This is a genomic window from Paenibacillus sp. MBLB1832 (assembly GCF_032271945.1).
Taxonomy (GTDB): domain Bacteria; phylum Bacillota; class Bacilli; order Paenibacillales; family NBRC-103111; genus Paenibacillus_E; species Paenibacillus_E roseopurpureus.
In genome coordinates this window covers 708,172-728,385 of sequence record NZ_CP130319.1, presented here as the reverse complement: position 1 = coordinate 728,385, position 20,214 = coordinate 708,172, and the positions used below count along the sequence as shown (strand labels likewise).

The 20,214-nt window shown below is 50.3% G+C and carries 24 protein-coding genes and 1 pseudogene; 7 read left to right on the top strand and 18 right to left on the bottom strand.

Going from position 1 to position 20,214, the window contains the following annotated elements:
* Position 1: 1 nt before the first annotated feature.
* The 3 genes from MJB10_RS03425 to MJB10_RS03415 are packed head-to-tail and all read right to left on the bottom strand — an operon-like array spanning position 2 to position 2,974.
* A complete protein-coding gene (locus tag MJB10_RS03425) occupies positions 2–742 on the bottom strand; it encodes a LutC/YkgG family protein (RefSeq protein WP_314801746.1) in 741 nt (246 codons plus the stop codon).
* The gene (locus tag MJB10_RS03420; protein WP_314801745.1) at positions 735–2,249 is read right to left on the bottom strand and encodes a LutB/LldF family L-lactate oxidation iron-sulfur protein; all 1,515 of its coding nucleotides are present in this window, start codon (positions 2,247–2,249) and stop codon (positions 735–737) included. Before MJB10_RS03420 ends, MJB10_RS03425 begins: the two co-directional genes overlap by 8 nt.
* On the bottom strand, positions 2,246–2,974 hold the full coding sequence (locus tag MJB10_RS03415; protein WP_314801743.1) for a (Fe-S)-binding protein: 729 nt from the start codon (positions 2,972–2,974) through the stop codon (positions 2,246–2,248). The genes MJB10_RS03420 and MJB10_RS03415 overlap by 4 nt, the downstream gene beginning before the upstream one ends.
* A gap of 233 nt (positions 2,975–3,207) precedes the next feature.
* Here MJB10_RS03415 and MJB10_RS03410 point away from each other — a divergent pair, with 233 nt between their 5' ends.
* Positions 3,208–3,498, top strand: a complete 291-nt coding sequence (locus MJB10_RS03410; RefSeq protein WP_314801741.1) for a hypothetical protein — start codon at positions 3,208–3,210, stop codon at positions 3,496–3,498.
* A gap of 127 nt (positions 3,499–3,625) precedes the next feature.
* Positions 3,626–4,534, top strand: coding sequence for an AraC family transcriptional regulator (locus MJB10_RS03405; protein ID WP_314801739.1), 909 nt, complete (start codon positions 3,626–3,628; stop codon positions 4,532–4,534).
* Here the strand turns inward: MJB10_RS03405 and MJB10_RS03400 are convergent.
* From MJB10_RS03400 to MJB10_RS03365, 8 genes and pseudogenes are all read right to left on the bottom strand, one after another.
* Positions 4,518–5,192, bottom strand: a pseudogene (locus MJB10_RS03400) (hypothetical protein). The gene MJB10_RS03405 and the pseudogene MJB10_RS03400 sit on opposite strands and share 17 nt — an antisense overlap.
* A 20-nt stretch (positions 5,193–5,212) precedes the next feature.
* Positions 5,213–6,364 carry a Gfo/Idh/MocA family protein gene (locus MJB10_RS03395; protein WP_314805460.1) on the bottom strand — a complete coding sequence of 384 codons (1,152 nt, stop codon included), beginning with the start codon at positions 6,362–6,364 and terminating at the stop codon, positions 5,213–5,215.
* Positions 6,365–6,551: 187 nt separating this feature from the next.
* The gene (locus tag MJB10_RS03390) at positions 6,552–6,833 is read right to left on the bottom strand and encodes a hypothetical protein (RefSeq protein ID WP_314801737.1); all 282 of its coding nucleotides are present in this window, start codon (positions 6,831–6,833) and stop codon (positions 6,552–6,554) included.
* Between the two features lie 111 nt (positions 6,834–6,944).
* Positions 6,945–7,139 (bottom strand): hypothetical protein, encoded by a 195-nt coding sequence (locus MJB10_RS03385; protein ID WP_314801735.1) that lies wholly within the window; start codon positions 7,137–7,139, stop codon positions 6,945–6,947.
* A gap of 38 nt (positions 7,140–7,177) precedes the next feature.
* Positions 7,178–7,801, bottom strand: coding sequence for an MBL fold metallo-hydrolase (locus MJB10_RS03380; RefSeq protein WP_314801733.1), 624 nt, complete (start codon positions 7,799–7,801; stop codon positions 7,178–7,180).
* A 15-nt stretch (positions 7,802–7,816) separates the two neighbouring features.
* The gene (locus tag MJB10_RS03375; RefSeq protein WP_314801731.1) at positions 7,817–8,383 is read right to left on the bottom strand and encodes a thioredoxin family protein; all 567 of its coding nucleotides are present in this window, start codon (positions 8,381–8,383) and stop codon (positions 7,817–7,819) included.
* A 77-nt stretch (positions 8,384–8,460) separates the two neighbouring features.
* Entirely contained in the window at positions 8,461–9,063 is a 603-nt protein-coding gene (locus tag MJB10_RS03370) for a DedA family protein (RefSeq protein ID WP_314801730.1), read from the bottom strand.
* A 59-nt stretch (positions 9,064–9,122) separates the two neighbouring features.
* Entirely contained in the window at positions 9,123–9,572 is a 450-nt protein-coding gene (locus MJB10_RS03365; protein ID WP_314801729.1) for a substrate-binding domain-containing protein, read from the bottom strand.
* Between MJB10_RS03365 and MJB10_RS03360 the strand changes: the two genes are divergently transcribed.
* From MJB10_RS03360 to MJB10_RS03350, 3 genes are all read left to right on the top strand, one after another.
* A complete protein-coding gene (locus MJB10_RS03360) occupies positions 9,564–10,043 on the top strand; it encodes an HPP family protein (protein ID WP_314801727.1) in 480 nt (159 codons plus the stop codon). The genes MJB10_RS03365 and MJB10_RS03360 overlap by 9 nt on opposite strands.
* Positions 10,044–10,117: 74 nt before the next feature.
* Positions 10,118–10,564: a cupredoxin domain-containing protein gene (locus MJB10_RS03355; RefSeq protein ID WP_314801725.1), complete on the top strand. Its 447-nt coding sequence runs from the start codon at positions 10,118–10,120 to the stop codon at positions 10,562–10,564.
* Between the two features lie 96 nt (positions 10,565–10,660).
* Positions 10,661–10,978 (top strand): dehydrogenase, encoded by a 318-nt coding sequence (locus MJB10_RS03350; RefSeq protein ID WP_314801723.1) that lies wholly within the window; start codon positions 10,661–10,663, stop codon positions 10,976–10,978.
* Between the two features lie 56 nt (positions 10,979–11,034).
* On the opposite strand, the gene melA is transcribed toward MJB10_RS03350, so the two are convergent.
* Complete coding sequence (melA, locus tag MJB10_RS03345) at positions 11,035–12,333, bottom strand: alpha-glucosidase/alpha-galactosidase (protein ID WP_314801721.1); 1,299 nt, start codon at positions 12,331–12,333, stop codon at positions 11,035–11,037.
* A gap of 153 nt (positions 12,334–12,486) precedes the next feature.
* Here melA and MJB10_RS03340 point away from each other — a divergent pair, with 153 nt between their 5' ends.
* On the top strand, positions 12,487–13,344 hold the full coding sequence (locus tag MJB10_RS03340; protein WP_314801719.1) for a helix-turn-helix transcriptional regulator: 858 nt from the start codon (positions 12,487–12,489) through the stop codon (positions 13,342–13,344).
* Positions 13,345–13,446: 102 nt separating this feature from the next.
* Here the strand turns inward: MJB10_RS03340 and MJB10_RS03335 are convergent, their stop codons facing one another.
* The 3 genes from MJB10_RS03335 to MJB10_RS03325 all read right to left on the bottom strand — a co-directional run bounded on the left by MJB10_RS03335 (position 13,447) and on the right by MJB10_RS03325 (position 16,192).
* On the bottom strand, positions 13,447–13,740 hold the full coding sequence (locus MJB10_RS03335) for a Dabb family protein (RefSeq protein ID WP_314801717.1): 294 nt from the start codon (positions 13,738–13,740) through the stop codon (positions 13,447–13,449).
* 116 nt (positions 13,741–13,856) lie between these two features.
* Positions 13,857–14,540 carry an NAD(P)H-binding protein gene (locus MJB10_RS03330; RefSeq protein ID WP_314801715.1) on the bottom strand — a complete coding sequence of 228 codons (684 nt, stop codon included), beginning with the start codon at positions 14,538–14,540 and terminating at the stop codon, positions 13,857–13,859.
* A gap of 20 nt (positions 14,541–14,560) precedes the next feature.
* Positions 14,561–16,192 carry a sensor domain-containing diguanylate cyclase gene (locus MJB10_RS03325; protein ID WP_314801713.1) on the bottom strand — a complete coding sequence of 544 codons (1,632 nt, stop codon included), beginning with the start codon at positions 16,190–16,192 and terminating at the stop codon, positions 14,561–14,563.
* Positions 16,193–16,369: 177 nt separating this feature from the next.
* Here MJB10_RS03325 and MJB10_RS03320 point away from each other — a divergent pair, with 177 nt between their 5' ends.
* Complete coding sequence (locus tag MJB10_RS03320; protein WP_314801711.1) at positions 16,370–18,514, top strand: DNA topoisomerase III; 2,145 nt, start codon at positions 16,370–16,372, stop codon at positions 18,512–18,514.
* A 125-nt stretch (positions 18,515–18,639) separates the two neighbouring features.
* On the opposite strand, the gene MJB10_RS03315 is transcribed toward MJB10_RS03320, so the two are convergent.
* The 3 genes from MJB10_RS03315 to MJB10_RS03305 all read right to left on the bottom strand — a co-directional run bounded on the left by MJB10_RS03315 (position 18,640) and on the right by MJB10_RS03305 (position 20,091).
* Positions 18,640–18,987, bottom strand: coding sequence for a hypothetical protein (locus MJB10_RS03315; protein ID WP_314801710.1), 348 nt, complete (start codon positions 18,985–18,987; stop codon positions 18,640–18,642).
* A gap of 178 nt (positions 18,988–19,165) precedes the next feature.
* Positions 19,166–19,801, bottom strand: coding sequence for an HAD-IA family hydrolase (locus tag MJB10_RS03310; RefSeq protein ID WP_314801709.1), 636 nt, complete (start codon positions 19,799–19,801; stop codon positions 19,166–19,168).
* Positions 19,795–20,091, bottom strand: coding sequence for a hypothetical protein (locus MJB10_RS03305; RefSeq protein ID WP_314801708.1), 297 nt, complete (start codon positions 20,089–20,091; stop codon positions 19,795–19,797). Before MJB10_RS03305 ends, MJB10_RS03310 begins: the two co-directional genes overlap by 7 nt.
* Positions 20,092–20,214 lie beyond the last annotated feature (123 nt).

The window sequence follows — 20,214 nt, the reverse complement described above, 5'->3', positions numbered from 1 at the left end:
TCTATCCGATAAGTAACACGTGAACAATCCCTGGACCATGCACACCGATCGTCAAATCGTTCTCAATGTCCGCCGAACGGCTCGGACCCGAGATGAAGTGAATACCTGCGGGCAGGTCCTTTCTCGCGATGAGATCGATCGGGGCGAGAATTTCGCCGAGTCTCGTTTTCAATCTCTCGATCGGCAGCAAGACGATCAAGGCTCCTGGGAGTAAGCTCACGGATCTACCTTTTTCTTTCGATGATAGCACAGTTAGGGACCCTGTGTAAGCCGCCGCGTAGTCAGCGAGCACGATGCCGAGATCCGCATTCGCTGCGCTGGCCTTCCAGTTCGTGTCCTCATCGGTGTTCCAAACCGCCAGATCCACCTCGGGCAGCGCTTCGGCCAGTTCCAAACTGTGAAGCTCCGCCTGATCCTGGTGGATAATTCGCTTCACACTCAACGTTTCCACGAGCTCTGTAATGGTCGTTTTCGCCTCTTCCATGGAAGCAACTTTCACAACGTGTCCGCCTGCGGCCTGGAAATTAGCCGTAAAATTCGCGACGCGTTCCTCTGGTGTCCACTCGAAAGCTTTCCAGCTGTCGGAGGCGCCTTGGAACGGATGAGCCGGCTTGTCGATGACACGTGGGCGTCCCAGCTTCTGGGCGATGCTTTGCATGAAGCTTTCTTGGTCCGCCAAGGATTGCTGATCAAGCTTCATTAACTTCTCTTGCCAGTCAGGCGTAATCTCTCGTTTAGCCATGATGATGCCCTCCTTTTTTCCCCCGTGCTGCCAACGCTTCTGCCATTCTTGCTTGGATAGCAGGATCGGCCTCCGTAAGTCCATGGCGAATTTCTTGCTCTAACGTTTTCCAGCCTTCACGGAAGGATGCCTTCGGCAGGCTCGGTGTCACACGGTACGAATTCCACCCCTTGAGCGGTCCGATCTTGATGCGGATACCGCCATCACGAACAACAAGCTTCTGGCCGATTTGGCCCAGTTTGAGCACAGCATTATAACGCTTCGCTTTGCCCATCACAGCGGCAAAACCTTTCATACCCGCGGCCTCGATCTTATCGCCGTAGCCTGCTTCGACCTTCCGTCTACGCAGGGATACGAGCATGTCGTGCAGCGGGATCTTGACAGGGCACGCCTCATAGCAGGCGCCGCATAGACTTGACGCGTTGGCGATATCGTCCCATTCGCCCACGTTCTTCTTGAGCGCCGGCGTGAGCACCGCGCCGATCGGTCCGCTATATGTGCCGCCGTAAGCATGACCGCCGATATGGCGGTACACCGGGCAGGCGTTCAAGCAGGCGCCGCAGCGGATACAGTTCAGCAGCTCCTGAAACTCGGGATCGCCGAGCTGCTGGGAACGGCCGTTGTCCACGATAATGATGTGCATCTCATCGGGTCCGTCGCCGTCAACGTCCCTGCGGGGACCTGTGATGCCGGACATGTACACGGTCAGCTTCTGGCCTGTTGCCGAGCGCGGCAGCAAGGTTGCCATGACCTCTAGATCGGCCCACGTCGGGATAATCCGCTCCATCCCCATGAGCGTGATTTGCGTTTTGGGCACCGTCGTGACCATGCGGGCGTTGCCTTCATTTTCGAACAAGACCATCGATCCGCTCTCCGCAATGGCAAAATTACAGCCCGTCATGCCGATATCCGCTTCCAGGAATTTCTCTCTTAATTTTTTACGAACAAAACCAGCCAAAATCGTCGTATCCGGCGCCAACGTTTCCCCAGCATCCTTCGAAAGCAGTTCAGCAATTTGGTAACGGTTCTTATGAATCGCTGGAATAATAATATGGGACGGTGTTTCATCGGCCAGCTGAATGATGTACTCGCCCAAATCCGTCTCAATTGCTTCCACGCCAATCGTTGCCAGCGCTTTGTTCAGATGAAGCTCCTCCGTCACCATCGACTTGGATTTAACGACCGATTTCGCCTGCTTCGCCGCGGCAATCTCAAGCGAGATTTTCACAGCTTCCACATCTGTCTCTGCAAAATGTACATGAACCCCGTTCGCTCTCGCATTGTTCGCAAACGTCGTTAAATAATAGTCCAGATGCGCGATCGTATGCAGCCGAATCTGTCTGCCCCGCTCGCGCCAATCGTCCCAGTTCCCATGGTCTGCCGCTGCCTTCTGCTTGCCGCCGCGCAGACGCTCAGTCGTGAACTTCACCGCTTTGCGCAGGAACTCATCATTAAGGGCCAGATCGGCCCGTTCCTTCACTGTTGACTTCATTGTCCCGTGACTCATGCGCGCTTCACCCCTTCATAGAGCAGCTCAGCCAAATGCATGACGCGCACTGGCTCATTCCGATAACGCAGGTTGCCCGCAATATTCATCAGGCAGGCCATATCCAGACCGACAAGCACCTCGGCTTCGGTTTCCTTCACATGGTCAACCTTCTCCTGTACCATGGCCCCGGAAATATCCGCCATTTTCACTGAAAAGGTACCGCCAAAGCCACAGCAATCCTCGGCAAATGGGAGCGGAACCAGTTCCAAATCCTTCACATCCCCCAGCAAAGCAAGCGGCTCATCCTTGACGCCGAGCAGCCTGCTGCCGTGGCAGGAGGGGTGATACGTGACTTTATGAGGGAAAACAGCCCCTAAATCCGTTATATGTAAGACATTCACTAGGAACTGCGTGAACTCGTACGTTTTGCTTTGCAGCTGTTTCGCCTTCTCCAGCCACTCTGGCTCATCCTTAAATAGGTTGTCGTAGTGATGAATCATATACGTGCAAGAGCCCGAAGGCGAAATCACAAAATCACTATCTTCAAAAGCGGTAAGAATCGTCTTTGCTGTCGCTCTCGCCTCGTCCCAGTAGCCGCTGTTATAAGCAGGCTGACCGCAGCACGTTTGCACCTTCGGCAACTCCAGCATAATGCCGTATTGACCTAACAGGCGCGCAATCGCTTCGCCGACCTTCGGATAAATCGCATCGCTTAGGCATGTTATAAATAAGGAAACTTTCATGAGAAGCCCCACTTTCTTTCGTTAACTTATCAGGTTGTCAGACAAGTTGAGTGTAACATAACCCCCCTTGTCTTGAGAAGGGGGGTTATGCGGAATCGCGGATATAATTTCCTAAAACTAATATACTTTTTTGGAGAAATACGCTATTTTAGTAAGGTGTGTATTACAAAAGGTTAGACTGCTCGCGTAGTACCGAGTTAATTGTACTAAATTAAGAAAGGATGTGCAGATTCTTGCCTTATGTGACACCAGCGCAAGATGTATACTATAGCGATTTAAATATTTTCACTGCATATAAAATCTATGAGATTGTGAAAGAAAACCAAGATACTATTTTATTATTGAATGATAAAGGACAAATAGATGAACTACATAAATCATTAATATATGCAAGGTACCCTACTTATAAAATGGCTGTCCTACATAACAATCTTTTTCTTTGGATATGTTTTAAATTTATTGAAACAATCCGCCCAACAATTGTGCAAAGAAAGCGAATAACTAAACTTAAAACAAATAAGTAAACAACCCAATTATAAATGATGCTCTGGGGACACGCATATAGTTAACATTACGGGCTAGCTACCTATTTCTTGCCCATGCCCGCTTCCTCCCTGTATACTTTGGCTGTACAAGAGAGGAAGTGACGACATGACCTATGTTCAGAACGTAGGCTTGAACGAAAGCCCGCTCTATTTTACCTATAAACGTACAAGCGTTGGAAATGATCAGTTTCAGGGAACGTTCCACGCCCATCAGGGGCTTGAAATCCTCGTTGTCCATCAGGGAAAAGGGACGCTCATCATTGATCAGAAAAGTTATGAAGTCACCTCCGGCATGCTATGCGTGTTTCAGCCGTATCAACTGCACCACATTCAGATGGACGTGAGTCCGGACACGCCGTTCGTGAGGTCCATTGTCCATTTTGAACCGTCCCTCTACGAGCTATACTTCGAGCATTGGCCGCGATTGCTGGCCTTTTTCAAACATATCCAAACCAGCACGTTGCACGCCCCTTGCCTTTATGGGCTGGGTGAGGAGGATCAGTTTCACTCCCTCTTCGAGAGCTTAGAAACCAAGCTGATTTCCTTAAATAAAAAAGACGAGCTTGAGGAATTCTCCCTCTTTCTCGTCGCTTTCTTCCGTAGCTTCATGCCGCTGTGGGAGCAGCAGGAAGGGCAGATTCGTTCAGGCCCGACTCGGAAAACTCACCAAGCCGAGCGCATATTAAGCTGGTTGGAGGCCCATTACACCGAGCCCTTGCGGTTAGAGCTTATGTCAGCGGACCTGCACCTGTCACCCTACCACTTGTCCCATCTATTTACGGAGTGTACAGGCACTAGTATTTCTGACTATGTAACTGCCCTTCGGCTTCAGCAAGCGATCAAGCTGCTCACATCAACCGATCAACCCGTGGCTCATATTGGTGAGGCTATTGGGGTAACGAACTGCTCCTATTTTTGTAAAATGTTCAAAAGCCACGTCGGCGTCACGCCACATCAATACCGCAAACAATGGCAGAAGCAGCAGCTGGACGCCGGCCTTATTCGGTCGCGGTAATTCTCATCGCATCCCGCTGCGCAATCAGGCACAGCTCCGCTGCTTTGAACGCATGCTCTTGCGTCATCGCAATCTCCGTGCGATTCAAGCAATCCAAGCCAGATACACGTGGTCACTCGTTTGCTCCAGGCGATGTCGACGTATTTGCGCAGCTCCATATAGCCGTCGCTGCCGAGAATCGTCATGCGGCCATCACCCCATGTGCTGAGCCCATCTGGCGTCATCCAATCGACGCGGAAATAACCCGTTGCCCCGTTGTCACCGAAATCCTCGAACGTCGCATACTTGGCGCGAGCTGCTTCGAGCTGCTCCAGCGTTGTGAAAGGGGCCTTGTCCGTGAAATAATCCTTGCCGCTATCCATCACGCGCAGCCCCAGTGGACCGCGATCGCAAAGAATTTCACCTCAGCATCCTACAGAATCTCCTCCAGCGAACTTGCTGCCCGCACGCCTGGGTACGTGCTGAGGAATTTATCGACGTTGGCTGGGTCTGGATCATACACCCATTTCAACTCCCCGCCCGCTTCCCGCAGCCCATTGCACATCCCATAAATATGACCGTGATCCACCGCAGACGCTGCGATCACGAACTCTCCTGGCTGACAAACTGTTTTAAAGCTTCCTTGTGGAGCGTAATTCATGCCATCGTTTTTTTGCATTATGGTCAGTCTTCCTATCGTTATTTATATGAGTTGCCCGTTGTTATATTCTGTGGGGCAAAATTTTCAATCGATGCACTTTTCTCATAAAAATGCGTCGCATTCGCCATCACACCGTCTCTCGTATAGAACGAATCCGCTGCGGTTAGCGGGAGTTTCACCAGCTCTCCTGTGCTCGCTGATTTGTAGATCCCCGTGATGAGCTCCAACGTTTGACGACCGCTGATCCCATCGATCAGCAATGCCTCTCCCGTTTCGATCGCACTCAGCACATTGTCGATTTGGCCTGCATGGCCTTCGTAGGTGACATCTGGCAAGTTGCTGTACAAAGCTTGCAGCTCCTCTTCCAGCTCCGTGTTTGGTTCTGGAAAACCATTTGACGTCGAGTTCGACGCCTTCACCTTCCACGGTGCCGAGACTCGCGCTTTCGCACCTTGAAAAATCAACTGTTGCTCCTCGCCATGATGAACAACCGAGCTCGTGATTTGACCTAATGCGCCATTCGCATAGCGCAGCATGCCAATCGAAAGGTCTTCGACCTCGGCGTTGTCGTGCGACACGTTGCTCATGAACGCTTGCACCTCTGTCGGGCTGCCCATCATCCACAGCAGCGCGTCGATATGATGCACCGCATGGTTCAGCGTTGGGCCGCCGCCTTCCTTCTCCCATGTGCCCCGCCACCAGAGGTCATAGTAACAGTGGCCGCGCCACCAGAAGGAGTCCACCTGCACATGGACGATGTTGCCCATGAGGCCGCTCTCCAGCACCGATTTCATTTTCATCATCGGCGTCTTGAATCGGTTCTGGGCCACAACCGAGAGCAGCTTGCCTGTCCGCTGTGCGGCCGCATTCATCAAGTCGCATTCTTCGAGAGAGGAAGCCATCGGCTTCTCAACCATCACATGCGCGCCAGCCTCCATGAATTCCACCGCCAACGAAGCATGCGTATAGGGCGGCGTACAGATCGATACGAGGTCAATCTCCTCCTGGAGTAATTCCTTGTAATCCTTGATCGAACGCGCATTTAGCTGGAATTGATCAATCCGCTCCTGCGCCTTATCCTCGTAAATATCACTTATTGCAACAATCGTGCACCGCTCTGGAAATTGTAAATACGCTTCAATGTGCGCCCTCGAAATCGCGCCAGCTCCGATAATCGCTACTTTCAACAATCGCTTCATCTCCCTGCTTGTTATTGCTCTCAGCATACCAAGAGTGCGCTTTCAAAAGTGATGCTATCTTGTGCAAAAATACCGCTACTTTGCGGTTTTCATGCCACAAACTAAAAAGAAGCACTCCCGCCAAGACCGAAGTCTTGTGGGATCGCCTCTTTTTGGAACCGTCCGCTGGCTTGTCGAATTAATACTTGCAAATGCCTCTCGTAATAATAACGAGTAGAATGAAGAGGACCAGAATGCTTGCTGCTGACATATTTGGCGTATGAGCAACAACTGCTGCTGTGTGAACGGGTTTCGGGTAGATGAATTGTGTTTGTTGGTACGATGCATGCAAGTGAATGTCATGTGCAGGTTGTTGCATAATTGGCGCTGGTGCAGGAAGCGGAGTTGGCATTGGGGCAGGCATTGGGGTTGGCATTGGCATCGGCATTACAGGGTAATTCGGAACTTTTACATATTCCATAAGTGGGCACCTCCATTTTTATTGTCCTACTGAGATGGCTACAAGCTGACTACATCGCTCTACAACTGGCAGGGTGAAGTAGCTGATAGGTGAATTGCTTACAACATCAGTCTATGGGGAAGCACCTACCTTGCACACGGTAAACACCCAGTTCATCAATAAAATGGTTAAATATCTTGGGCGAACAAGCCACTCGCGCAATTCTCCAGGAGATAGTCGATTGTTTCGACTATCTCCCGCCAATCCGCCCATTTCCTCTCGCGTTAGTCGATTATTTCGACTATCTCCCGCTCCTCTGCCACGCAAAAAAGAACCGCTCTCTCATCAGAGGGAGCGGTTCTACCTTACACGTATGGGTTGTTCTCACGCTCGAAGCCGATCGTTGTCTTAGCGCCGTGTCCAGGGTACACGATGACCTCGTCATCCAGCAGGAACAACTTGTCCTGAATGGAGTCGAGCAGTGTGTTGTGGTCGCCGCCGAGCAAGTCGGTCCGACCGACTGATAGCTTGAACAACACATCACCGCCGAACAGGTGATTATCATACAAGAAGCTCACACTGCCAGGAGAATGGCCCGGCGTGTGAAACACCTTGAGCTGGATGCCCAGAAACTCCAGTGTTTGTCCCTCATCCAGCGCGAATTCCGCTGGATCTGTCACAATTGGTGCGCCGAGATCGGGCCAGCGCGCAGAACCGTTCTTCTTCGGATTCGTCAGCCAATCGGCTTCCAAATCATGAATATACACGGGACAGCCTTTAAGCTTACGAATCTCGTCAACGCCGCCGATATGATCAAAGTGCGCATGCGTGAGCAGAATCGCCACGATATCCATGTCGGCAATCTTCTTGATCAACGATTTCGGATTCATCCCCGGATCGATAATGATACCTTGATTCGTCTCTGGATTCGATAGCAGGTAAGCATTGGTCTGCACGGGTCCCAAGACGAAAGATTGAATGTTAATCATCGTGATGCCTCTCTTTTAGAACGATTCGATCAGTGAACGAAGTTCCTTCACAATAACAGCATGGTAACCGTTACCTTCGCCATACTGACGCGCCATTTCGGCTCTGGCTACTTGAATTTTCTCATTATAATCAGCCGCTTCGCGATCTGGATTGTCTTTCTTGAACTGTGTCATAACCGCTTGCACGTTCTTCGGACGTGGTCCCCAATGTCCAAGCACGAAACCGCCTGTATCTGTGAACACAACGATCGGAATCGCGCGTCCGCCGCCTGTCAGGAACTGATCGATCACGTCATAGTTTTGCTCAATAATCAATACTTCGGTCGGTACGCCGCTGTTTTCCAAAGCTTTGAAAACGACAGGCACATTGCGAACAACGTCTCCGCACCAGTCAGCTGCAATAATGACACAACGAAGGTCATCACGATTATTGAGAGAATCGAAATATTCCTTATCCTCTTCATTATCCCAAGCGAAACCATCGTAATACGCTAGGAATTGCTCTTTATTTTTCTCCATACCATCGATAAACTGTTGCGGCTTAAGGCCCGTGCGCAGCTTACTAGCTAGATTTGTACTCATCGTTTTCATCCTCCCAAGATCATCCAACTTCTTCTTCATTGTAACAAAAGCAAACGAAACCGCCAAATCATCAGCAACTACATTTTCGTTTTTCTTTTCAAATAAACTTGATACCCGACATACAGAATCGTCAGCCCAATCGCAGCTAGAATCAGAGGCTTAATATACGGCCCCGCATACTCGCCGATCGTCTCCCAGTTGTCCTTGAGCTTCATGCCCAAATAAATATACAAGAAAGAGTATGGGACGAGTGCTAGTGCGGTGTACAAGGAAAATTTGCCTAAAGGCATCTTCGCCATTCCAGCTGGCAGTGAGATTGCGTGCCGTACAACTGGAATGAATCTTGCGGTGAAAATCATGCCCATCCCGTACCGGTTGAACCAGCTCTCCGACACATCGATATGATGCTTAGAAATGAGCAAGTATTTCCCGTATTTTTCCAGAAAAGGCCTGCCGCCGTAGCGGCCAATCCAGTACAGCACGATTTGGGCCAATGTGCCGCCAAGAACCGCACAGACCATAGCGCCAACAAAGTTAATTTGGCCATTGGAAACCAAATACCCAGCGTACGCGAGCAGCAATTCGTTCGGAATAATTTCCATCATTAAGCCGAGAAAAATCCCCCAATAGCCCAGGCCTTCCAAAAAGACCAAAACATTGTGAATCAAATCACTCAACATTCGTTACCCTCTTTTCATATGAAAAACTCATTGTCTTTCATTTTATCATAGACAGGCTCTTATCCTCTACTTCTATGCAGCTCCTTGCCAAAATACGCCTGGATATGCGCCTTGCATGCTTCCACAGGTGCACTTAAATCTTTGCCAACGCGGTGAATAAGCCCATGCTCCAAGGGCATGGGTGGTTCCGACTCAACACGGCGCAGCGTACCCGCAGGAAGTTCCTTTTGTACCGAGGTGACGGGCAATAACGAGATCCCCATCCCGCACATCATCGTTTGTTTGAGCATTTCCGTGCTATCGAACCCCATCTTTGTAAATGCCCCTATCCCTTTATCCGCCAGCGCCCGAGAGGCGAACGTCTGGTAAATGCAGCGGCTGCCGAAGCTGATGACCTGCGTTTGCGAGACAGCCTCCCAGCCTTCACTTTCCACTAGCCCCACTAGCGCAGGAGCCCCAACCCATACCAATTCATCTTGGAGCAAAGGGGTAAAAGCAAGATGCCGCACCTTGGGGTCCCGCGGCACAATCCCCAAATCCAAGCGATAGGCCGATACGGCGGCTTCATCGCCATCCTCGCCTGCAGCTTGCTCGGCGATGCCGCCCGCATCTCGCTGCTGATGGCCCCCTTCGGCGCCTCCTACGTCATCGCCTTCGCTCTCCCACAGAGCCCGCTCGCTCAGCCTCGCAGCCTCATCGGCGGCCACGTGCTCAGCACGCTCGTCGGGCTCTGCGCCCTCTCCGCCTTCGGCGTGCACACGTGGAGCCTCGCCCTGGCGGTCGGCGCCGCCATCACGCTCATGCAGCTGACGCGCACGCTGCATCCGCCTGCAGGCGCCGACCCGCTGCTCGTGATGCTCACCGGCGCAGGCTGGAGCTTCCTGCTCACGCCGGTGCTGCTCGGCGCAGCGCTGATCGTGCTTGTTGCCCTCGGCTACCACCGGGCAACCCGCTCCGCCTACCCAACCACATGGTGGTAGGCTGTTAAAGCCATTCATGCGCTGACAAGCCTCCGCATAAGATGTACAAGACCCTTGTACAGGAGGCGGACCCTATGTCCCGAATATGGATTATTAAGCGCAAGCATGTGTTTCAGCTAGCTGCTGCATTATTACTCATTATGATCGGATGGCTCTATCTGCATCGTGACAGCATCCTCCCCACGCTAGCGGAGCCTGTCGCTGAACGCACCATTCACTTGGTCGCCGGAGAATTCAAGTCCACCACAGCCGATGGAAAAACGATTGAAGCTTACCGCTGGGATCCTGGCACCATCGTTGTGCGCAAGGGTGAGCGCATTAAGCTCAGCATCTTAGGCATTAATGGCGACAGCCACCCTTTTCTCATTGAAGGACTGAATGTTTCCGGCGAAGTGAAGAAAGGCAAAGAAACGATCGTTCATTTCACTGCGAATCAAGAAGGCACCTACCGCCTCATCTGCATGACGCATACGGACATGGCCCACAATGGTCCAATGATCGGCTACATTCAAGTCTATTGATTTGTTCGTAACTTGGGCGCTATAGGTACCTGTCTCTAGTCGCTCCCCGCCCTCTCTGTGCATACACATAACAGAGAGAGGAGCGTCGATCCCAGCATGGTGTACCAAAAACAAAATGAACGACACAAACAGCTTTATCCCAACGCTCGTGCCATCCGCAGGGCTTGCAGCAAAGAATTGTATCGCACGATTAAGCGCCTGAAAGTGTGGCTCTCCGCCGAGCAAATCGATGCCGCCGAGGCCATTTATGTGAAAAAAGTTATGCTCAATCTCCCCTTCATCGTCGAAAATGGCAGCAACCGTCGGGTATTGGCCGACTGGTTTGACGAGCATGTTGGCCCCGAGATCGCCCCCATATGGAACGTCGAATTGGAGACCTTGAATAACGCGTTTCGCGACGCGTTCGGCGGGTAAGTACCCTACCCGAGCATACAAAAAGCCGTGGGCACCATCTCCCCACGGCTTTCCTCTTACTTATACGCTGGCAGCCAATCGCCATGCGCTTCAATTAACTCATCGCACATCGCGACGATATCGTCCATCGATAACTCTGCGGATGTATGCGGATCCAGCATCGCCGCGTGATAAATATGCTCGCGCTTCCGCGTGATCGCCGCTTCAATGGTCAGCAGCTGCGTGTTAATATTCGTACGGTTGAGCGCCGCCAATTGCGGAGGCAAATCACCAACGAACGTTGGTGTCACCCCGTTGCGGTCAACCAGACAAGGCACTTCCACACAAGCTTCGCGCGGTAAGTTCGTGATTAAGCCTGTATTCATGACATTGCCGCCAATTTTGAACGGCACATTCGTCTCAATCGCTTCGAAAATATACGACGCATATTCATGCGAGCGCACATGCGTCAGATTCACATCATTGACAAGTTCCTCGCGCATCTTTTTCCAACGGCTAATTTGCTCAACGCAGCGGCGTGGATATTCATCCAGCGGGATATTGAACCGATCAACAAGCTCTGGATAATTGCGTTTAATGAAATACGGATGGTACTCCGCATTGTGCTCTGAAGATTCCGTAATATAGAAGCCGAATTTCAGCATCATTTCATAGCGGACCATATCGCCATGCTTCTCTTTTTGCTTCTCGGCCGCACGTTTCTTAATTTCTGGGTACAGATCCACCCCATCTTTGGATACCTCAAGCAGCCAGGCCATATGGTTAATCCCTGCGATTTTCGCCTTCACACCCGACTGATCAATCCCCAGATGTTCAAATAGATGCGGCACACACACCTGAACACTATGACACAAGCCCACCGTACGCACACCGCCATACGTGTTCATCACATTCGTTAAGACCGCCATTGGATTCGTATAGTTCAGGAACAGTGCGTCTGGACACACCTCGCGAATATCGGCAGCAAAATCCAACATCACCGGAATCGTCCGCAAGTTTCGGAAAATCCCGCCAATCCCCACCGTATCCGCAATCGTTTGGCGCAAGCCATACTTCTTCGGAATTTCAAAATCCGTAATCGTACATGGATCATAGCCACCTACTTGGATCGCATTCACCACATATTTCGCGCCGCGAAGTGCTTCTTTACGATCCGTATACGCCGTAATCGTACAAGTGCTTCCACTCGTTTGCTTCAGGTTATTCAGCATATTGGCTGAATCCTGCAACCGTTCATGATCGATGTCGAAGAGAGCGATTTCAAAGCCTTGCAGCGCGGGGGTAAGCATACAATCACCGAGTACATTTTTGGCAAAAACGGTGCTTCCAGCACCTAAAAAAGTAATCCTGGACATGTGGTAATCTCCTCCAAATGGCAATCTGCTTTCATAGCTTTACTATATCGCAGGCACGATTGGAAGCATATGGATTGAAGCAACGTCAATATGGACATTTGTAGTTTTATAGGGTACGCTTTAAATAAAGTCATACTCCTTACGAGGCTGTCAATGAATCCAGAACATTCCTATTTCGAAGTCAGCATTAACCCGCTTCACAGCAATCTTGACTTAACCATCCTATTCAGTGGGGCTGGCAACCCAATTCCTTTACATAAAATGGGCCCCGCCGTTCATGACTACTTCTTAATTCACACGGTCTTTGCAGGTACAGGCACATTCGAAATGAGAGGGCGCAGCTACAGCTGCAAGGCGGGAGATACGTTCGTCATTTTTCCAGGCGAATTATTCTCGTACATCGCTGATCTCCATACACCCTGGCAGTATGCTTGGGTCGCCTGCACGGGCAAAACCGTGAACTCACTGTTGGCGCAAATCGGTGTTACGCCAGAGCAAGCCGTCGTGTCCGGGAATAATCCCCGCCATATTCGGCATTACTACCGACACATTCGTGCCTGCTTCCGTCAAAATGATCTGCCCCAATTAGAAGAATTGGAGGCCGAAGGCTGGCTGCGTCTGCTGCTTCGCGAGCTCGCTCGTGCCAACACCACGAAAATTTCGGCGAAGCCCATCGCAGAAACCGATATCCAGCGCCAGGTTGGACAAGCCATCCGTTACCTGGAGCTTCAATACACCCAGTCGGTGTCCATCGAGCATCTGGCTAACAGCCTGGGCTACCATCGTACCTATCTGTGCAAAATGTTCAAACAAGCCACTGGCTTATCGCCGATGCAATATTTATTCAACATCCGCATGGAACGGGCCAAGCAGCTGCTGCAAACCGCCATGACGATCGATCAGGTCGCCTCCTCCGTCGGATTCAATGATGCACTCTACTTCTCGAAGCAGTTTCACAAATGGAGCGGAGCGGCGCCTTCGGTGTATCGGAAGCGCATGTGGGAGGCTTAACCAATTTGGGAGCCTCGGAGGCCCCGACGGCCAATAAGACTCTGAGCCTCCCATTGGGGGAGGCTCAGATGGCGTTTGGTCACTTTATAGGGAACTTGCTCCCTAAATCTCAATATCCACAATCAAACTATCTTCGCGGCCAACTTCGCGAATATAAGCAGCCACCGCTTGGTGCTCTGGGTTAGGACCATAAGCTTCCAAGGCCGCTCTATCCTCAAAACGCACAGACAAAACAACCTGATACCCTTTATTTTTCTCTGAAAAGTTGATGCCAGCTTGAATGTCTACGATCCCTGTCAGATGCGCGCGAAGCGCTTTGAAACGGTCAACAACCTCTTGAAGCTGCTCCTGTGTTGTCGTTTCACCAAATTTTACTAGTACAATATGATCGATCATGTGTATACCTACTTTCTATGAATGAATCACCTTAATCATTAACGACCTTAACATTTTAAGAAAAAATAACTAGAGACGCAACTCTTTCTGCGATCAGCTCGCATCCAAGCCGCATCCTACTTGCCAGCCAAGGCTGTAATTTGCCCAGACGTCAACACCTGAACCCCTGCTTTACCAGACTTCACAGCTCGAATTAACCCTGTCGCAATCGTGCTCGCATGAATAGGCCGATAGGTCCTCAATTTCCCTACCATCAAGGGCGCAATCGCTTGCGCTAGCACGCTTCCCCATCGCTCCGCCAACCGAAACTCCCCGCGATCCCCTAGGATCAGAGAGGGTCTGAGTATGTGCAAAGACCGCAATTGAAGCGCACGCAATCCGTCCTCTACTTCCCCTTTGACCTTGTTATAAAAGAACGAAGAATCACGGTTCGCTCCCATTGCCGTCACAATGGCGAACGCATCGGCATCACCAAGGCTTGCTAGTTTCCCTAGCTGCAGCGGATATTCGAGATCCACCTTCCGGAACTGTCGCTGGGAGCCTGCTTTTTTAATCGTCGTGCCCAACGTACAGAACACATGTGCCTGGGCCACTTCGGCGAGATCAACCGCATCTGACAGATTCGCGAAGTCGATGACACGCTGTTCTATTTTATTCGCACCAGGTAGACGATCCATGTTCATCTTCGTCCGAACCAGTGCGATTACTCGCACATAACTTTCATCCGCCAAAAGCTGCTTCAACAACTCCCGCCCGACCAGCCCCGTGCCGCCAGCCACAATCGCGACTTTTGCTTTCATTTTACACCTCCACAAATCTGCTATTCCTCAAACCGCTTCTCCTGATTCCCCTTCGTATCTACTTCCACTCGGTTCCGTCCGCCAGACTTCGCACGATACAAGGAATGATCCGCTCGAGAAACCATATCTTCCATAATCATTGTTCCATATTCTAAGGTTGGTGAATACTCAGCAACACCGATGCTCGCTGTAATTCTGACCGTCACCTTTTCGTTGATGTAAGGCTCTTGCATGAATAGCTCTCTTAGTTCCTCAGCCACCTGAGCACTTTCAGCCGCATTTTTATGCAGGAGCAGCACGATAAACTCTTCGCCCCCGTAGCGAGCCACAATCGTTTCCGTATTCACGTATCGCTTTAAAAGACTCGCTACATGATGAAGAACCGCATCGCCTACTAAGTGACCATAGGTATCGTTTATCTTCTTAAAATGATCAATATCCATCATGAGAATGGAACAGGTCTGACCGTAGGCGATGCACATTTGCAGCTGCCTGTTGCCCTCCGTCATCATGAATCGGCGATTATGAATTTCCGTCAGTTGATCCATCCAAGCGGAATGCTCAAGAAGTGAAATATTAGATTTCAAGCGGCCTGACATTAAATTGAAGGTATTGACTAATTGCCGCAGTTCCATCGGCGCTTTTCTGATTTTATCCGCGTTGATCTGATAATCGTAGTTGCCGTTCTGAATGATCTTTGTCGCACGAAGCAGATAACGGATCGGCCTCTCCATCTTCGAAGCAATCATCACAGCAGCACCAATACTAAATAGAAGCGCTATCAATGAAATTATGATGATCGTCACACTCAGTTCATTGAGCTTGTAGAACACTTCCTTCTGTGTGATTTCACCAACGACGACCCAATTCCTCTCTGGCGACCAGCGATATTGGCCATATACCTTTTCTCCCCTGAATCCTGTATAAGCACTATGGTCTTTACTATTTGACCTCGCACGCGTGAAAATCTCAGACGATGCTCGCTGGGTAATCATGCTGTCCGCTGCATGGTTGGAAGCCGTGACGATATTACCTTGAGAGTCAAGAACGTACACTTCACCGGTTTCCCCGAAGCTCAGCTGAGACATCAATTTATTCAACATCTCCAGGGTAACAATCCCTAGCACAATGCCTCTGAACTCATTATGATCATCGAGCACAGGGACCGAAAACGTAATAACGGGCTTGCCATCATCTTTGGAAATGACAACACCAGATACATAACTTTTTTTCTCTTTGCCACGGAGGTAGTAGGTTCGGTCCCCAACATAGATTGGACTCCGCCCACTCCCTTCTGGAAAAATGTAGCCATTCGGCTCCACATAAGTAATCGATTGAAATTCCGATTCCACTTTTGCGTAATCTTGAAATTCTCGTTTTAAATCACCAATACGATGAAACTTGGCATTATCCGAAAGTGAGAAACGTTTGATCGCATCCAGCTTTTCTTGATTCCAACGTTCGATATATAAGCTCTGCAGGGTAATAACCTGCTTCAATTGCACATCCGCTTCTTCCAGGCGATCTTTCTTCTCTATAAAATAAAAAGGAACAATAATTGAAAAGGCCAGTAAAACAATGATGGTGCTAATCCACAGCTGCAGCCTCATTTTAATGGTGTGGTTGGTAAAAAGAGTAAGCATGCGACCCATTCAGGATTGACCTCTTTTCATTCTAATTACAACCATTATACCTCATATTCGGACGAAAAAAGACAATATTCCCTTTTTTTCGCCAATTGATCCATGTTTTTTTTCGAAAAAGCTGAATTGAAATGTATTCCTTGTTCGCTTATGCTAATGGGTATGTAGAAAAGAGGTCGATCTCCTATGAAAATTCTTGTTCTCACTGAAAAACCAAGTGTCGCCAAAGAGATTGCGCGAGTGCTTGGCTGTAACCAAAAGCAAAAACACCACTTCGAGGGTGCCAAATATGTCGTCACCTGGGCGCTTGGTCATCTCGTGACACTCGCTGAACCCGATGATTATGACGCAAAGTACAAAACTTGGAACCTAGAAGACCTTCCGATCATCCCTGAGAAAATGAAACTCAAAGTGATGAAAGAAACGTCACATCAGTTCCGCGGGATTGAGCAGCTAAGCCGGCGGGGCGACCTTGCAGAGCTGGTTATCGCAACCGATGCGGGGCGCGAGGGTGAGCTCGTGGCTCGCTGGATTATGGAACTGATCCGCTGGAAGAAGCCGTTCAAACGGCTTTGGATCTCGTCTCAGACGGATCAAGCAATCCGCGAAGGCTTCGCGCAGCTGAAGCCTGGCACCGACTACAATCGGCTGTATCAAGCAGCCGTCTGTCGTTCCGAGGCCGATTGGCTGATCGGCCTGAATGTGACGCGCGCGCTGACCAGCAAGTTCGGCGCCTCTCTATCAGCGGGGCGTGTGCAGACGCCCACACTCGCGATGATGACGGACCGCGAAGCGGAAATCCGGGATTTCCGCTCCGAGCCCTACTGGCTCATCGAAGCCGACCTCGGATCGTTCCGCGCCCAGTGGCGGGATCCGAAGACAGGCGACCCGCGTCTGTTCGACCGTGAGCGGACCGATGCCTTAAAGGCAAAGCTGCACGGCCAGAACGGCCGCATCGTGCAGGTGAAGAACACCGAGAAGCAGATTCCACATCCGCTAGCATATGATCTAACCGAGCTTCAGCGCGATGCGAACCGCAAGTTCGGCTTCTCTGCCAAACAAACATCCAACGTTTTGCAGCGATTGTACGAGCAGTACAAGATCGTCACGTATCCGCGAACGGATTCGCGCTACTTAAGCTCAGACATGGTGCCGACCTTGCTCGGCCGTCTGAAAGGCGCAGCGATTGGTCCTTATGCAGCACTTGCTGCACCGTTTATTCGTAAACCGCTGACCATTACGAAACGAATCGTCGACGATGCAAAAGTTACCGATCATCATGCCATCATCCCAACGGGCGAGGCGATTTCATTAGCAACGTTAAGCGCCGATGAACGCAGACTCTACGACCTGATCGTTCGGCGATTTCTTGCCCTTTTCTGCGGGCCTTGCCGCTACGATGAGACCAAACTGACGATCGAGATCGCTGGCGAGAAGCTCTACGCTTCTGGTAAAGTCGTGAAGCAGGCTGGCTGGAAAGACGTGTATGGCGCCTCCGATTTCACAGACCCTGATCGCGAAGATAACGACTCAGAGGAAGAATCTTCTCAGCTTCTCCCGCAAGCGTCGGAGCAGGATAAGGTCGCTGCGCGCAACGTCCGTCAGGTGAGCCTGCAGACGAAGCCGCCTGCTCGCTACAATGAGGCTTCCTTGCTCTCGCAGATGGAGAAATGGGGCCTCGGCACCCCAGCCACACGAGCTGATATTATCGAGAAGCTCATCTCCTCGGACACGATTGAGCGCCAAGGTAACTCGCTCATGCCGACTGGCAAGGGCAAGCAGTTGATCGAGCTTGCTTCCGAGGAACTTCGCTCGCCAGAGCTTACCGCACGCTGGGAGCAAGAGCTCGAGAGGATTTCCAAAGGCAAAGGAAGCATGGATACGTTCCTGAACGGTATCCGCAAGAAAACAGTCGAGCTTGTCGCGGAAGTCAAACGCAGTTCAGCAGCCTACAAGCCGCACAATTTAACAGGGAGCAAATGCCCGGATTGCGGCGAATTCCTGCAAGAAGTCAAAGGCAAACGCGGCCGTTTCCTCGTCTGCTCAAGCCGCGAGTGTTCCTATAAACGCGAGGCCGACGGCCAGCTTACGAACCATCGATGCCCGCAATGCCATAAGAAAATGGAAATCCATACGGGCAAAGCAGGCAAATATTTTCAATGCCGTCCTTGCAATGTCGTCGAGAAGATCGACGGCAATTCAACAGGCGGCGGACGCAAAGCCACAGCCAAGGCGAACCGACAGCTCATTGAGCAGTTCTCCGATCAGGCCCAGCTCGGGAACTCGCTGGCTGACAAGCTGCTTGCTGCCATGGGGCAAAAGAAGGATTAGTTCCGTACGCCATATATTTCCCACTCCAAGCGGAACGTCGTTCCGTCTACGCACCTATGCAATAAAAAAGCCCAAGCGCCTCTATCTGCGCTTGGGCTTACTTCATTCGGGTGCCAGCGATATGGCTATCCAGCACTGGCACTTTTCGTCATAATCTTGCCCTTAACAGCTAGTTCAAGCTCTTCCAAGCTTGTGATGCCTAGGCTGATGAGTGCTTCTCCCGCTTCCATATGTACATTGGCTAAAATATGCATACTTGTATTGGGAACAAGCGATTTACGAAATTCATGGAACAGCACGGCATTATATGTTTTGAGCACAGTCATAAATTCGACGGTCGGCGGGACAAAGCCACGGCTCTCAGAGGATCTCCAGAAAAATTCTCTTACATTGATAATATCAGAACCCGTACGGTTCAACCTGCGAATCATCGCAAAAAATTCATCAACAAGTGTTTGGCGATCTTCTTTCATATGACCATCCCTTCCCATAGGTATTCCTACTAAAAGGATATCATAAATAGTTCTTTAGTTCTACACTCTAAGATTAGAAACGTAGGCTATTATGCCTAAAAAAATAAAGAAGCCGCCTCAGTCACTCCACTGCGACGGACCCGTCGTCCCTTTTCAACTCACTTATTAATTCCATTCGCTACACCAAATTCATCAGCGTCCGATACAAATCACCTGGCGTGTTCACGAGATAATCCGGCTTCCCGCTCATCAACAGCTGGGCTGAGTCGTACCCCCACGTGACGGCTACGATGGGCACACCTAATTTCTTGCACGATTCGATATCACGCAATTCATCCCCCACATAAATCATCCGCGCTGGCGTGGTCCCCCATTGCTTCATGACTTTACGGATCGAATTATGCTTACCAAAAATATGCTTCGCCGAAATAATCTCTTTAAACGCGCTCTCCATCTTGTTCTTGCGTAAACAAAGACGAATGTTGGCTTCCGAATTAGAGGACAGAATCGAACTCTTGATGTTCTGGGTGGCTAGCTTGGCAATGATCTCTTTCATCCCAGGTACGATATGCAGCGATCGGATGTTATCATGATACAATTGCCGGCCCGTGACCATCAGCTTCGGAATCTGAAGCACTGGAACGCCTAACTGGTCTACCCTTTCCGAAATCGACATCGAGCGCAGCGTAGCCAGGTCCTGATCGCGTATGGGGCGAAACCGATATTGAGCCGCCATTTCATTGTAGAGCCTCACTAGCAGTGCTCTGGAGTCGACAAGTGTCCCGTCAAAATCAAAGAGAATATGTTTTACCATTCTGGTGTATATACGAATAATGCCGGACCCTCGGGCGGCACTTGGCGAATTTGATTATGAGCGAATTCCTCAATCGGATTGAGCACCACATGTGGATTACTAATAAGACGCAGATCTTCCCACACACAAGAGACACCATGAGCATAGCCTGGGGCAGCACCTGCGAACATTTTACACCCCTGACAAAATTGCTCCTTCTGATTCGCATCGAGCTTTACGATTTTATTGCGAAGACAACAGTAAATTTCATTGACTTCGTTACAAACATTCACATGAGTAATTAGAGCCATTTACCGTCAACTCCTTGCGGCACATAGAGTGTGTAATAGTAATTTTATCGCACTACTATTAAGTGTATGACAGGTTTTTGTAAACGGACTAACATTTTATCCCAATGGAACGTCCAATTTTGC